This window comes from Actinopolymorpha rutila, assembly GCF_013407855.1.
Classification (GTDB): Bacteria; Actinomycetota; Actinomycetes; order Propionibacteriales; family Actinopolymorphaceae; genus Actinopolymorpha; species Actinopolymorpha rutila.
Window position 1 is genome coordinate 3,814,737 of record NZ_JACBZH010000001.1, and the last position, 13,891, is coordinate 3,828,627.

11 protein-coding genes are annotated in these 13,891 nt (G+C 69.1%); 4 read left to right on the plus strand and 7 right to left on the minus strand.

All coding sequences use genetic code 11. The features are described from left to right. The first annotated feature begins 51 nt into the window (after positions 1-51). Positions 52-807 carry an SDR family oxidoreductase gene (locus F4554_RS17085; protein ID WP_179788424.1) on the plus strand — a complete coding sequence of 252 codons (756 nt, stop codon included), beginning with the start codon at positions 52-54 and terminating at the stop codon, positions 805-807. A gap of 199 nt (positions 808-1,006) precedes the next feature. After that, positions 1,007-2,059: an aldo/keto reductase gene (locus tag F4554_RS17090; RefSeq protein ID WP_238341321.1), complete on the plus strand. Its 1,053-nt coding sequence runs from the start codon at positions 1,007-1,009 to the stop codon at positions 2,057-2,059. Here the strand turns inward: F4554_RS17090 and F4554_RS17095 are convergent. From F4554_RS17095 to qcrB, 6 genes are all read right to left on the minus strand, one after another. Continuing rightward, positions 2,045-2,893, minus strand: coding sequence for an alpha/beta hydrolase family protein (locus F4554_RS17095; RefSeq protein ID WP_179788426.1), 849 nt, complete (start codon positions 2,891-2,893; stop codon positions 2,045-2,047). The two genes, F4554_RS17090 and F4554_RS17095, sit on opposite strands and share 15 nt — an antisense overlap. Positions 2,894-2,954: 61 nt before the next feature. Continuing rightward, on the minus strand, positions 2,955-3,377 hold the full coding sequence (locus F4554_RS17100; protein WP_179788427.1) for a cupin domain-containing protein: 423 nt from the start codon (positions 3,375-3,377) through the stop codon (positions 2,955-2,957). A 24-nt stretch (positions 3,378-3,401) separates the two neighbouring features. Then, on the minus strand, positions 3,402-4,157 hold the full coding sequence (locus tag F4554_RS17105; RefSeq protein ID WP_179788429.1) for an SDR family oxidoreductase: 756 nt from the start codon (positions 4,155-4,157) through the stop codon (positions 3,402-3,404). Positions 4,158-4,416: 259 nt separating this feature from the next. Continuing rightward, complete coding sequence (locus F4554_RS17110) at positions 4,417-4,764, minus strand: hypothetical protein (RefSeq protein WP_202889322.1); 348 nt, start codon at positions 4,762-4,764, stop codon at positions 4,417-4,419. A gap of 31 nt (positions 4,765-4,795) precedes the next feature. Continuing rightward, positions 4,796-6,469: a sodium:solute symporter family transporter gene (locus F4554_RS17115; protein ID WP_179788431.1), complete on the minus strand. Its 1,674-nt coding sequence runs from the start codon at positions 6,467-6,469 to the stop codon at positions 4,796-4,798. Between the two features lie 137 nt (positions 6,470-6,606). After that, entirely contained in the window at positions 6,607-8,016 is a 1,410-nt protein-coding gene (gene qcrB / locus F4554_RS17120) for a cytochrome bc1 complex cytochrome b subunit (protein WP_179788433.1), read from the minus strand. A 260-nt stretch (positions 8,017-8,276) separates the two neighbouring features. On the opposite strand from qcrB, the gene F4554_RS17125 reads away from it, so the two are divergent. Continuing rightward, positions 8,277-9,218, plus strand: a complete 942-nt coding sequence (locus tag F4554_RS17125) for a methyltransferase domain-containing protein (RefSeq protein ID WP_179788435.1) — start codon at positions 8,277-8,279, stop codon at positions 9,216-9,218. Positions 9,219-9,243: 25 nt separating this feature from the next. Here F4554_RS17125 and F4554_RS17130 read toward each other — a convergent pair whose 3' ends face one another. Continuing rightward, the gene (locus F4554_RS17130) at positions 9,244-11,583 is read right to left on the minus strand and encodes a glycosyl hydrolase (RefSeq protein WP_179788437.1); all 2,340 of its coding nucleotides are present in this window, start codon (positions 11,581-11,583) and stop codon (positions 9,244-9,246) included. A gap of 298 nt (positions 11,584-11,881) precedes the next feature. Here F4554_RS17130 and F4554_RS17135 point away from each other — a divergent pair, with 298 nt between their 5' ends. Next, positions 11,882-13,891, plus strand: a complete 2,010-nt coding sequence (locus F4554_RS17135; RefSeq protein ID WP_179788439.1) for an ABC transporter substrate-binding protein — start codon at positions 11,882-11,884, stop codon at positions 13,889-13,891.

Genomic DNA, 13,891 nt, shown 5'->3' on the forward strand with positions numbered 1-13,891 from the left:
TAGGCCCGTGATGGCGGGTTCGGCCGCCGGCCCCCACCCGTCGGAGGAACCATGCCGAGCGAGGCCAGCCCGGTACCCGCCCACCCCGAGCCCGAGCTGGCCGGACAGAACGTCGTCCTCATCGGCGGCAGCGCCGGCATCGGCCTGGAGACAGCCCGGCGTGCCCGGGCTCAGGGCGCCAACGTGATCCTCACCGGCCGTCGACCCGATCGGCTCGACCAGGCAGCGCTCGACGTCGGCGCGCAGCGAACGGCTGCCTTCGACGTCAACGACGAGGACGCCGTGGCGAGGTTCTTCCGGGAACTGCCTGCCCCGATCGACCATGTGATGATCACCGCCGGTGGCCCGCGGTACGGACCGATGCTCGAGCTTGACTCCGCCCAGGTACGCGAGGCAATCGCCGACCACGCGGTGTTGGCCCTGGTGGTCGCACGCAACGCGGTGGGCAGGATGCGGCCCGGCGGCTCCCTGGTGCTGATGGGCGGCACCGGGGCACGACGGGTCGCTCCCGGCCTCGGAATCGCCTCCGCCGCCACGGCCGCGCTGCCGGCGTTCACCGCGGCACTCGCGCTCGAACTCGCGCCGGTGCGGGTCAACCTCATCGCGGCGGGATTCGTGGACACCCCGTTGTCCGCGACGCTGCTCGGCGACCGACTGGAGGAGCGCCGGAGCGAACTCCGGGCGAAGCTCCCGATCGGCCGCGTCGTGGGGCCCGACGACGTGGCCGCCCTGGCAGTTCACCTGATGGCGAACACGGCGCTGACCGGCGCGACGTACGACATCGACGGGGGACAGCAGTTCGTCTAACGCACCGCGTTGCCGGTCTGCGTACTGCTCTCCCGCTGGGTGCGCGCCGACACCGGCCGACGGCCGTCCAGCCGGCGGTAGTGGTCGAGTTTTCCGTCCAGTACGCCGAGCGCGATCCCCGGAGTGCACTCCAGGTCAAGCCGAGAATGTGCGAGCAGGACTTGAGCTGGAGCGCGCTCCAGGTTCTAGCGTGCCGGACATGAACCACATCAACCACACGAACCACATGGACTACAGGCTTCTCGGAGCCACCGGCCTCGAGGTCAGCGAGCTGTGCCTGGGCGCGATGATGTTCGGCAGCCAGACCGACGAGCAGACCAGTACGCGGATCCTGGACACGTTCACCGAAGCCGGCGGGAACTTCGTCGACACCGCCGACGTCTACGGCGGCGGACGGTCGGAGGAGGTCCTCGGCCGGTGGCTCAAGGCCAGGCGTCGTGAGGATCTCGTCGTGGCGACGAAGGGATGGGGGCCGACCGGGCCGGGGCGCAACGACCGCGGCCTGTCCCGCAAGCACCTCGTCGACGCGGTGGAGGCGAGCCTGCGCCGGCTCGGCACGGACCACATCGACCTCTATCAGGTTCACCGCTGGGATGCGGCCACGCCGCTCACCGAGACCCTCTCCACGCTGGACACGCTCGTCCGCAGCGGCAAGGTCCGTTACGTCGGTGTCAGCAACTTCAGCGGATGGCAACTGCAGAAGGCGATCGACCTGTGTCGACAGCACGGCTGGGAGCCACCGGCCAGTCTGCAGCCGCTCTACAACCTGCTCGACCGGGAGGCTGAGTGGGAGCTCCTTCCGGTGTGCCGCAACGAGGGTGTCGGCGTGATCACCTGGTCCCCGCTGCGTTCGGGCTGGTTGTCCGGCGCCTACCGGCGTGGCATGACGGCGCCACCGGCGAACAGCAAGGTCAGCTCCCCTGGTACGCACTCCTGGGAGAGGTACGGCAACGAGCACACGTGGCGGGTGATCGACGAACTGGTCGCGGTCGCCACCGAAGCCGGGAGTACGCCGGCACGAGTCGCCGTCCGCTGGCTGCTGCAACGGCCCGGCGTCACCGCACCCATCATCGGGGCCCGCACCCACGCTCATCTCGACGACGTACTCCGCGCTGTGGGCTGGTCGCTCACCCCGGAACAGCTGAGCCGGCTCGACGCCGCCAGCGAACCCGCGAGACTTCCCTACCCGTACAACCTCACTCCGCTTCCCGACCGGGCTCGGCAAGCAGCGCCTCTCTCACACCAGGTGTGAGCGGAGGAACGCGAGCGCCTCGGCGGCGACGGCCTTCCGCACCGATGGGCCGTCGTCGCCGTCGCCGTCCCCGAACGCGAAGTGGCCGACGTGCTCCCCCATCGACCTGCCGTCCGCACCGGGAATCAGCCGCGCGTAACGCCGGCCGTTGTCGGCGGGCGCTTCCACCTCGTCGGCGTCACCCCAGCGCACGAGCACCGGTTGCCCGATGGCCGTCAGGCTCTCGTCGTCGAGGATCGGGCAGATCGCGGGCGCGAGCAGCACACCTGCCCGGAACCGCGGATCCCGGTTGTCCGCGACCGCCCTTGTCATCACGGCGTCCCGGCCGTGTTTCACCAGCAGGCACGCGACTTCGGCAACGATGTCCAGGCGCTCCGCCGGGATCGGAAGCACCGGCTCTCCCGCGTACAGCCGGTTCAGTTTTCCGGCGTCTATCCGTGCGCCGAGCACGGCCGCCGCCGCGTAGCCGCCGAGTGAGTAGCCGACCACTCCCACACCGGTCAGGGTTTCGGTCCGCTCCAGGTGGTCGACCACGACCGACAGGTCGCGCGGCCGCTCCCACCAGAACGACGTTCCCTCCGGGAGGTTGTCCTCGCTGTTGTTGCCGTGGTGTTCGACAGCGGCGACCAGGAAACCCTGTGAGGACAGTGTTTCCGCCAGCCAGGTGAGGTCCGTCGCCGCACCACCGGATCCGTGCGAGACCACGACCAGCGGTGCTGCTCCCGCCACCTCCGGCGCCGGCCGCCAGAGCAGGGTGCGTACGGGCCGAGGTCCGCCGCCCCGCCATGCGGTCCGCGTCTGGTCGCGGAGGTCCAGAACCTCGGGGCCCGCCATGCCGGGAACCTAGTGCATTTCACGCACCGGTGTGCAGACCATGACCCCACCAGGACGGTCGTCAGGACGGACGCGGGGCCCGCCGGTTCTGGCGCTGGGCAAGCTCGTCGTCGTCCACCAGTGTCAACATCGGCTTGCCTGGCTCGCACAGCATGGTGACGGTGAACCGGACGGGGATGTCGTCGCGGTTGTTGCCGTCCTGGTAGTGGATGACGTCCCCGCCGGGCTCCCAGAACACCTCCCCGGCGCGGACGACCCGCTCGGGCTCACCTTCGAGCTCGAACACCATCTCGCCTTCCAGTACGTATCCGAACGCCGGTCCGCTGTGCCGGTGCGGCGGCGCACCGGGGTCGCCGGGTGGGTACTCGACGAGCACGCTCATCGCGTGCGCGCCCTCGGGAACGTACGGAGGTACGACCTCCTGCAGCACGGTGAGTGCCGTCTGCCACGCATCGGACCTCGGCTTGGCGTGAACGTCGGACATGGGAACAGCCTTCCGTCGTACGGGCTACTTCGCGGGCGGGTTCTGAGCGAGCCAGTCGCGGTAGCGGATCTTGCCGAGCGTCGCTCCTTCCGCGGGGACCAGCGTCCGCTCACCCGGCACGCTTCCGAAGTACGTCGCCTGCGGATCGGAGACCACCCGCCGCGAGTCGCCCCAGGCAGCCAGGGCGTCGCGGAAGAACTCGTCCATCCGGAACTGCTCCGGTCCGCCGGTCTCGACCCGGCCGTTCAACGGCGAGCCGACCGCCACCCGGCCGACCGCCTGCGCGACATCGTCGCCGGCCATCGGCTGGAAGCGCACGGGCGCGATCCGCACCGTGTCGCCGTCCGTGGCCTCGTCGGCGATGCCCCGGACGAACTCGAAGAACTGGGTCGCGTGCACGATGGAGAACGGGATGCCCGACTTCTCGATCAGCTGCTCCTGGGCGATCTTCGCCGCGAAGTAGCCGTTCTCCGGCATCTGCTCCGTACCCACCACCGACAGCGCGACGTGGTGACCCACCCCGACGGTCGCCTCGGCCGCGACCAGGTTGCGGGTGGAGGTCTCGAAGAACTCCATCACGGCGGTGCGCTCGAACGACGGGGAGTTGGAGACGTCAATCACCACGTGCGCCCCGAAAAGCACCTCGGCCAGGCCTTCGCCGGTGAGCGTGTTCACGCCGGTGTTCGGCGACGCGGGCACTGCCTCGTGTCCGTGCTTGCCGAGGTTCGCCACGAGCTTCGAACCGATCAGGCCGGTTCCTCCGATTACGACGATCTTCATCCCAAACCTTCCTCGATGTCCGAGGGGCACCCGTTGCCCGCCGGTCACCAGCTAGGACAGGGCAGCGGTCGCAGGCGTGACAGCCGGCGTGAGATGGAACACCATCGATTCAGCCAACGCCTGTGTGCGGTACGAGGTCAAGGCCGGTCGAGGCGGTCGGGACAAGGTCGAGAAGGATCGGGGCGCGCGGTTCACCCAAAAGAAGAAGGGGCCGCTCCCTCAGGAGCAGCCCCCTCTCCGGGCGAGGTGGAGCTCAGCCCTAGCGCTCCCCGGCAGCCGTGCGAGTGCCGGCGGTGTCAGCGGTGTCGGCGTCCTCCGAAGGACTTTCGGGGGACGTGACGACCACGGGTCGCAGACGCGCCCAGATCACGAACGCCGCGGCGAAGATCACCATCCCAATGCCGGACCACAGGTTGGCGTTCACGTCACCGGTCTTTGCCCGGGCCGCGGCGTCGTCCGCGACCAATCCCATGACGAGCAGTACGACGCCGTAGAACCCGATCAGTCCGGCGATGACGACACGGACGTCGAAGGCGCCGGCCTTCGTCTTCCTGCCGTCTCCTTGCGCGCTGCCGCTCCGGCTCGCGCCGCGCTGGCGGTCGTTCATGTGCCGATTCCCTTCCACTGAAGACCGATGCTCACCGGAAGACCACGTTGAGCGCGATGACGAGCACCAGGGAGACGCCCGCGAGCTTCACCGGCGCCTGGTACCAGGGCTGCCGGCCGGTGGCCGGGTCCGTGCGCTGTTCCTTGGGTGTCAGGGACAGGACGAAACCACGCAGTTCGCTTTCCGGCTTCGGCGCGGTCGCCAGGCTGACCAGGACGCTCACCACGATGTCCACGACGAACGCAGCCCCCGCGGACAGGAACGCCGCGCCCTGGCCGGGCAGGCTGATCACGCCCAGCTCGTTCAGCCCCCACACGAAGACCGCTCCCAGCGTGCCGGACACCAGTCCCACCCAGCCTGCGGTCGCCGTCATCCGCTTCCAGAGGATGCCGAGGATGAAGGTGGCGAACAGCGGAGCGTTGAAGAAGCCGAACAGCGTCTGGAGGTAGTTCATCAGGTTGTCGTACTGCGAGGCGATGAACGCGGTGCCGATCGCCAGGATCGTCGCGCCGACCGTCGCCAACCGGCCGACCTTGAGGTAGTAACCGTCCGGACGGTCCTTCTTCACGTACTGCTGCCACAGGTCATAGCTGAAGACCGTGTTGAACGCCGAGATGTTCGCTGCCATGCCGGCCATGAACGCGGCCAGCAGACCGGTCAGGGCGATACCCAGCAATCCGGTGGGAAGCACGTCACGCATGAGCAGCAGGATCGAGTCGTTGTAGGTGATCCCTCCGCCGGCGTCGCCCGACTTCATCTTGATCACCTCGGGCACCAGCACGCCGGCGATCATGCCCGGGATCACCACCAGGAACGGGATGAACATCTTCGGGAACGTGGCGATGATCGGTGCGCTGCGCGCGGCCGACATCGAGTTGGTGGCCATCGCGCGCTGGACCTCGACGAAGTTCGTGGTCCAGTAGCCGAAGGAGAGTACGAAACCCAGGCCGAACACGATGCCCACGACGGACAGGAAGGAGCTGCTGAACCCGGCGAGGTCGTTGCCCGGCCAGGAGTTGAGCTGCCCGGCGCCGCCACCCATCGCGGCGGTCAGCTTCCTGGTCAGCCCGTCCACACCACCGATGCGGTGCAGCCCGACGAGGGTCAGCGGCAGCAGCGCGGCGACGATGACGAAGAACTGCAGAACCTCGTTGTAGATGGCCGCGGACAGCCCACCGAGGGTGATGTAGCTGAGCACGATCGCGGCCGCGAGGACCAGGGCCACCCACAGCGGCCAGCCCAGCAGTCCGTGCACCACGGTGGCCAGCAGGAACAGGTTGATGCCGGCGATGAGCACCTGCGCCAGGGCGAAGGTCAGCGCGTTGACCAGGTGCGCACCCGTGCCGAAGCGGCGGCGCATGAACTCGGGGACGCTGCGTACCTTCGACCCGTAGTAGAAGGGCATCATCACCACGCCGAGGAACAGCATGGCCGGCACGGCGCCGATCCAGTAGTAGTGCATGGTCGGCATGCCGTACTGCGCGCCGTTGGCCGACATGCCGATGATCTCCACGGCACCGAGGTTGGCCGAGATGAACGCCAGGCCGGTGATCCAGGCGGGTAGCGAGCGCCCCGACAGGAAGAAGTCGAGACTGCTGGAGACTCCGCGGCGCGCAGCCAGTCCGACCAGCAGGACCACGGCGAAGTAGACGAAGATCAACGCGTAGTCGACGGCCTCGGCGCCGATCCTCAGGTTGTTGCCCACGGGAAGTCCCTTCTGGTCAGACGGCGCGCCGACACTACCCCCATCTCCCAGTAAAAGCACCGGCCCGGGTCCTGGCCCTCGACAGATCGAACGGCCGTGCGGTCACCGGCCGGTCGTATGGTTTCTGTGAGTGGCCGTCATCGAGCAGACAGTGGTCGTGCAGGATGCTGCTCGGCCAGGGGCCGCCGCTCGACCGGCTCGACCGGCTCGTGGATCTCGACGTACCCGCCGCTCGGCGTACGGACGATCCGTCCGGTCTCTCGTCCGTGCAGGAGGATCTCCCGGTCGGTTCGCTGCAGGCCAAGGCAGATCCGCCGGGTGACGTCGAACCCCAGCACCGGGCCGACCACGAGCAGCGCCTGCAGGAAGTACATGAGCCATTCCACCGATCCGTGGAATACGAGGGCGATCGTGTTGGCGCCCGCGGCGGCCCACAGCACGCCGTAGAAGACGATCCCGGCCACGCCGACGCCGGTACGGACGGGATGGTTGCGCGGGCGCTGGAGCAACTGGTGCTCCGCACTGTCTCTGGTCACCCGTTGTTCGAGGTACGGATACGCGGCCAGGACCGCGAAGAACAGCGTGCCGACGAGCAACGGAAGAAGGATGGCGACGGACCAGGTTCGTCCCAGCCAGCCGAACTCCCAGCCGGGGGCGAGCCGGAGCGCCCCGTCGAGGAAGGCGAGATACCAGGTCGGGGTCGATCCGGCGGAGGCGCTGGCCGGGTCCGCCGGGCCGTACCGCCAGATCGGGTTGACAGTGAGCGTCGCGGCCATCAGAACGACCACCCCGCTGACGACCAGGAACAGGCCCACGCTCCGGACCACGAACGTCGCGAGGTTCGTGCCCGGCCGCTCCCGTCCGGCGTACTGCGCGGGCTTGCGGCGAAGGCCGACAATCGCCTTCACCACAAAGGTGATCACCAGTGCCGCGGGAAGAAGCACGACGTGCACGGGATAGAAGATCGCGTTGACGTCACCGGGCGCCGGACCGCCGAACACCAGCCGCGACAGCAACCCGCCGACGAACGGCGTTGCCGCGAGCACACCGTCGAGGACCGCGATGCTGCTTCCGGACAGCAGGTCGTCGGGCAACGCCGAGCCCGTCAGGCCGCCGCCCATCGCCAGGAGGAGGGCAGCGACGGCGAGCAGCCACGTCCACTGCCGGGGCCTGCGGAACGCGCCGGTGAAGAACAACCACAGCAGGTACGCCATGATCGCGGCCGTCATCACCAATGAGCTCCAGTGGTGCACCTGGCGCATCAGCAGACCGCCGCGTACCCCGACCGAGATGTCCAGGGTGGAGGCGAACGCGCGCGACATCTCCACACCTGTGAGCGGTCGGTACGGCCCGGCGTAGGTCACCTTCTCCATCGACGGGTCGTAGAAGAACATCAACACGACGCCACTGATCGCGACCAGGACGAAGCTGAAGACGCCGATCTGGGCGAGCAGAACGGACAAGTCGTCCGGAAAGGCCCTTCTCCGCATCGAGGCGGCGAGCCGGCCTGTGCGCGGCTGGTCCCAGGCCTTCGTCAACCGGCGCATCGGGTGCCTCCCATCGTGATCGACGTTCGTCACCACAAGGACAGGACTCGCGGCCGGAACGTGACGCGTTGCCGGCGTTCCGGGCGGAGACCTTGCTCACATCCGGCACGCCTCGCACGTTCCGGCCGTGCACCGGCAGGGGTCTGTCCTAGATCGACTCCCACCGCCAGCCGTTGTCGTCCCCGGGTCGTCCGTCCCTCCGACCGTGCACAGTCCGGAAATCGGTGGCCCGGGCCACGAGCAGACCCTAGGGTCCACGGGTGATCTATCAGCATCCGTTGGCGTACCTGCTGGGGATGGAGGGCCTCGCCCTCCTGCGTGCCTGGGCCGGCGACAACGGCCTCGACCAGCAGTTCGTGACGGCACGGCTCGCCGAGATTCGCCGGCTGCTCGACGACGACAACCTGACCGCCCATCCCGGCGTACTTGTCGAACGCGACGCGACGGGCACGGCCTACCAGCAGTGGGCGGCCGGCTACGACGATCCCGGCAACGGGTTGTTCGACCTCGACCAGCCCGTCGTGGAGGAGATCGTCGACTCGCTCCGGGCCGGGAACGGGGTCGAGAACGGGGTCGGGAACGGGGTCGGTACCGCGGTCGACGCCGCGTGCGGCACCGGTCGGTTGGCCGCACCGCTGGTGGAACGCGGCTACCGCGTCGTCGGCGTGGACGGCTCACCCGACATGCTGGCCCAGGCCCGCCGGCGACTCCCCGGCACCGAGTTCCTGGCCGGCGACCTGACGCGGCTGCCGGTACGCGACGACTCGGCGGACCTGGTGGTGACGGGACTGGCGCTGACCCACGTCGGCGACCTGGGCTCGGTCTTCGCCGAGTTCGCCCGGGTGCTGCGACCGGGCGGTGACCTCGTCGTCTCCGACGTCCACCACGATCTGGTCTTCCTCGGTTCGGTGGTCAAGGCCGTGGGGCCCGCCGGGCAACCGCAGCTTGCCACCACCCACCGCCACACCACGGGGGACTTCCTGCGCGCCGCGCTGGCCACCGGCTTCCGCGTACGCCGCTACGAGGAACGGCCACGCCCGGCGCCGCCCGAGGACCCGCTACCCGAGGCGACCCCGCGGCCGACGCACGAGATCGGCGACTGGCGGGACTGGCCCTGGACCCTCCTCGGACTCGTACCCGAGGCGACCCGCGCCGCCTGGAACCACCCGGCCGTCACCGTGTGGCACCTGCAGCTCGACTGACGCGGCGGTCACCCGCGGGCGAACCTCACCGCGACCACTCCACCAGGGCCGGCGTCGTGAGCAGGCCGGAGTGCAGGTCGTCGCCGGCCCGGTCCAGCTCCTGCATGGCGAACCGCCGGCCGTACCGCTGCTCGCTGTCGGCGGCGAGCCGGTGGATCTCGGTCTCCTCGGTCAGCGCGTTCGCGGCGGTGTTGCTGACGACCAGCTTCAGCGTGTTGTCGCCGTCGCGGAGCAGGTCGGTGATCTCGATCCGGTACGGCGCCGACCACACCACGCCGGCGTCGGAGCCGTTGACGACGGCGCGGACGACCTCGCCGACCGGCGGGCGTACCAGCGCGCGGAACGACCGCAGCGTCCGCGGCCGGTCCTCTCGAATGGGCCGCGGGTCGCCGAAGTCCAGGAACATCCGGCGGCCGGTCACCGAGTCCAGGTGGAAGTGCGCCTCGTACTCCCCCTGGCCGGAGTACCCCGCACGCGTGTCCTCCCACCGGTGCGGCAGCTCGACCGGCTCCCCGCGGAAGGTGAAGCCGGTGAGCGGTCGCCGACCGACCTCGGCGCCCGGCGCACACGCCTGGACGGGCGAGTCGGAGGTGACGATCACGGTCGCCTCGTACGCATCGAGGGTGAGGTCGACAGTGGGGCCGCTGCCGGACCGGACGACCGTTCCGCTCCTCGCATCCCACTGCTCGTAGGACGAACGACGGGTGCGTGGCGTGAAAGTCGTCACCTGACGGGTGTTCGCGGTGTTGGCGACGAAGTAGACGTCGACGTCACCGAGCCGCCGATGGGTCACCCCGATCGCGTCCGAGTCCACCACGAAGTCCGGCTCGGGCAGACCGGACAACAGACCAGGGAGGTCGGCCGACGTCAGGACGGACTCCGGCCGCAGGTGGGCGATCGCCTCGTCGTCGACCAGGTCGAAGTCCCAGCCTCCCGTACGTATCCGGCGTACGACGTCGCCGAGCTTTGCCGCCGTGGCCTTCCACAGGTCGAGCTGGGGGTAGACGTCCTCGAACGGGACCTGGATCTTCACGTCCGCGACCGGGTCGCCCTGCCGGAGCAGCCAGCACAGCCGCTGGAGGTACGTCGTGAGTCCGGGGGCCGCGTCGTCCCACCACGGGTTCCGGTCGTCGAGCGCACCGGCGGCGTAGAAGAACCACCCGAGCCCGGGAGCGTCGGCCGGGGTGTACGGCAGACCGTGCCCGACCAGCTGGTTGACCCCGCACAGGAAGTGCTCGTGCGCCTCGGCCTGCAGGTCCAGCGGCGTGGCGCGGAAGGACGGCGAGTGCACCCACGTCCACACCTCGGAGGAGACGATCTTCCGGCCGTAGACGTGGGCGGCCGACGACGCCCATCTCGTTTGTGGCAGGCCGGTCCAGTCCCAGCCCTCCCCCTCGGCGACGTCGGCGTACCGGAAGCTGCTGACCGACGCCGGCGGCACTCCGTAACTCTGGATGCGGAACGGAACACCGCGCTCGCGTGCCCAGTCACCGATGACCGCGACGAAGTTCTCCTGGTAGAGCTCGGACAGCGTGCGCAGGAAGTCCGCGCGGAAGCCGCGGAAGTCCGCGATGTCGAACCGCAGCAGCGGAAGCAGTGGGAGCGGGTCGTACCCCCGCCGTTTGCCGAACTCCGCGAGCACTTCCGGTGTCCAGTCGGAGCTGTAGACCTCCAGGCTGTCACAGAAGACCGAGCCGACCGGTGCCGGCGCCACGGCGTCCAGCAGCGGCGCGGCCACGCTTCGGATGTGGGCCCGGGTAGCGGCGGCCGAGTAGTGGTCGAGCACGGGTCCCTCGGCGCCGGCCGCGGCCCGCTTGACGTTCTGGCCGGTGGGGCGGGACGTGGCGACCAGCAGCGTGCGAGGCCCGGTGCCGGCCGGGACGTTCGGCGTGTCGAGCAGCGTGTACTCGGCGGCACGGTCGTGGATCGAGCCGGGGAACAGGTACGCCGCGACGATCTCGTCGCCCGGCATCACCGGCACCCGGGACAGGCCCGACGGGCCCGGCGTCAGCTCCCGGACCTCCCAGTGCAACCGGCGGGCGGCGAGGTCCGGGGTGATGTGCGGTCCGCCGAACGACCAGCCGCTGCCCAGGGTCAGGTCGAACCGCAGGCCCAGCTCCTGGCAGCGCAGCCCCGCATGGCGGAGCAGTTCGTGGAACCGCGCCGAACCGAAGTCGCACGTGGCGGGTCCGAGCGGATAGACGTACGCCACCTCGACGCCGCCGAAGCCGGCTACCGCCACCGTCCGGAGCTGGCGGTCGAGCGAGGCCTCGTCGACAGCCGGCCCGAACCACCACCAGCGCAGCATCGGCCGCGCGTCGTTCGGGGGTTCGGCGAAAGTACGTCGCAACTCGTCCAACCGCATGGCGACCAACCTATGCGGCGCAGGTCGGCCCCGGCCCTCACTGACCAGGTGCGGTCAGCGACCGGTTCCCGTCAGCAGGCGCGTCCACGGGTCCGGTCCGGGCGGCCGTGGAACTCCCGTACGGCAAGACGGTTCTCGGCGGTGAGCATCCCTGGATCGAACGGAGCCGTGAGGTCGCCGGCACCGTGCCGAGGCCGCAACCGGCCCTGTTCGAACCGTGACCGACTACTGGTCCAACTGGTACGTTCTGTCCGCTGTGTCCGCCACACGACTGCGAGTAGTGGAAGGACGAACGCCGGTGTACGAGCCAGCAGGAACCACGCGCAGGCAGCTGTTGCGAAGCTCGGGAGGCGCGCTGCTCGCGGGCGCGTCACTCACCGGCTGCCAGTTGCTCTCGACCGATCCGACCGGCAAGCAGGCGGCCGGGTCCTCCGGCAGATCGGCGGGCCCGGCCGGAAAAGAGGCGCCCCAACTGGCGGCGCAGGTCAGGGCGGGCAAGCTCCCGAAGGTCGGCGACCGCCTTCCCGCCAAGCCGATGGTGGTGAAGCCGGTCGAACGGCGCGGTACGTACGGCGGGGACTGGCACAACGCCGTCACCGGCTCCGCGGACAGCGCGTACTTCTACTGCCTCACCGGCTACGACAACCTCGTCCGGTGGAAGCAGGACTACCGCGGTGACACGGGAACGCGCGAGGTGGAGCCCAACGTCGCCGAGCGGTTCGAGGCCAGCGCCGACGGAACGACGTACACCTTCTGGCTGCGCGAGGGGATGCGCTGGTCGGACGGCCGGCCGTTCACCGCCGACGATGTCGTCTTCGCGGTGCGGGACTGTCTGCTGGACAAGAACGTCTCGCCCGACGGCAACTCGCTGGTGGAGACGCGCGACGGCCGGCCGGCACGGATCGAGAAGCTCGGCACGCACGCGTTCCGGATCGTCTTCCCCGCGCCGAGCGGGATGTTCATGCAGCAGCTCGCGAGCCCGGATGGGTTCGTCCTCACGCAGTACCCCCGGCACTATCTCCAGCAGTTTCACGCGAAGTACAACCCGAAGGCCCCGGAGCTTGCGAAGAAGGCTCACGAGAAGGACTGGATGGGACTGTTCAACGCCAAGGCCGCCGTCTGGGCCTGGGGCTCCAATCCCGACCTGCCGACGCTGTTCCCGTGGAAGCTCCTCACTCCGCTCGGCAAGGGCACCCGGGTCGTGTTCGACCGCAATCCGTACTACTGGAAGGTCGATTCGGGCGGCAGTCAGCTCCCCTACCTCGACCGGGTGATCTTCGATGTGGTCAGCGGGCCCGAGGTGATGCTGCTGCACGCGATGAGCGGCGAGCTGAACCTCGAGGTCGGGCCGGACACGAGGTTCACCAGCCTCACGAACAAGCCGGTGCTCGCGCGCAACCGCGAGAAGGGGAAGTACCGCTTCGTCGACGTGCAGGACTCGCGGATGAACGCGATGATCATCTACCTCAACCTCACCCACAAGGATCCGGTGAAGCGGCGGATCTTCCAGAACCGCGACTTCCGGATCGGGCTGTCCTACGCGATCGACCGGCACGAGATGATCAACGCCACGATGCAGCGCCAGGGCGAGGCGTACCAGCCGGCGCCGCTGCCGCAGTCGCCCTTCTACGACAAGGAGTTCGCGACTCAGTACCTCGAGTACGACGTCGCCAAGGCGAACCGGTATCTCGACCGGGCCGGCTTCACCCGCCGCGACGCAACGGGCATCCGGCTCGGTCCCGACGGCAAGCCGATCGTGATCATCCTGGAGTACGTCCCAGGTTTCCGCGAGGAGTGGAGCGACATGCTCACCCTCGTCCGCGGATACTGGAAGGCCGTCGGTGTCACGCTGGAACTCAAGACCGAGGACCGCTCGCTGTTCCAGGAACGCCAGGACGCCAACGCACACGACGCGGCCGTCTGGCACGGCGACGGCGGCCTGGAGGTCCCGATCTCGCCGGGAGCGTACTTCCCGAGGGACGGCGGCAGCGTCTTCGCCAACGCCTGGGGCATCTGGTATGCCACCCAGGGCAAGGAGGGCGAGCGGCCGCCGGCGCGGGTGCTGGAGCAGATGAGGTTGTACGACCAGGTGGTGGCGACCACCGACGAGAAACGCCAGACCGCCCTGCTCAAACAGATCATCGCCATCGCGAAGGAGCAGTTCTACACGATCGGCACCGTCCGCGACACGCAGAAGTACTTTGTGGCGAGCACCTCCTTCCACAACATCCCCGAGCCGATGCTGCAGAGCTGGATCTATCCGACGCCCGGCCCCACCAGTCCCTGCCAGTACTTCATCGAGTCCTGA

Bases quoted from the DNA above. Each gene is read 5' to 3' on its own strand.
- F4554_RS17085 (WP_179788424.1), top strand. From the start codon at position 52: ATGCCGAGCGAGGCCAGCCCGGTACCCGCCCACCCCGAGCCCGAGCTG.
- F4554_RS17090 (WP_238341321.1), top strand. From the start codon at position 1,007: ATGAACCACATCAACCACACGAACCACATGGACTACAGGCTTCTCGGA.
- F4554_RS17095 (WP_179788426.1), bottom strand. From the start codon at position 2,893: ATGGCGGGCCCCGAGGTTCTGGACCTCCGCGACCAGACGCGGACCGCA.
- F4554_RS17100 (WP_179788427.1), bottom strand. From the start codon at position 3,377: ATGTCCGACGTTCACGCCAAGCCGAGGTCCGATGCGTGGCAGACGGCA.
- F4554_RS17105 (WP_179788429.1), bottom strand. From the start codon at position 4,157: ATGAAGATCGTCGTAATCGGAGGAACCGGCCTGATCGGTTCGAAGCTC.
- F4554_RS17110 (WP_202889322.1), bottom strand. From the start codon at position 4,764: ATGAACGACCGCCAGCGCGGCGCGAGCCGGAGCGGCAGCGCGCAAGGA.
- qcrB (WP_179788433.1), bottom strand. From the start codon at position 8,016: ATGCGCCGGTTGACGAAGGCCTGGGACCAGCCGCGCACAGGCCGGCTC.
- F4554_RS17130 (WP_179788437.1), bottom strand. From the start codon at position 11,583: ATGCGGTTGGACGAGTTGCGACGTACTTTCGCCGAACCCCCGAACGAC.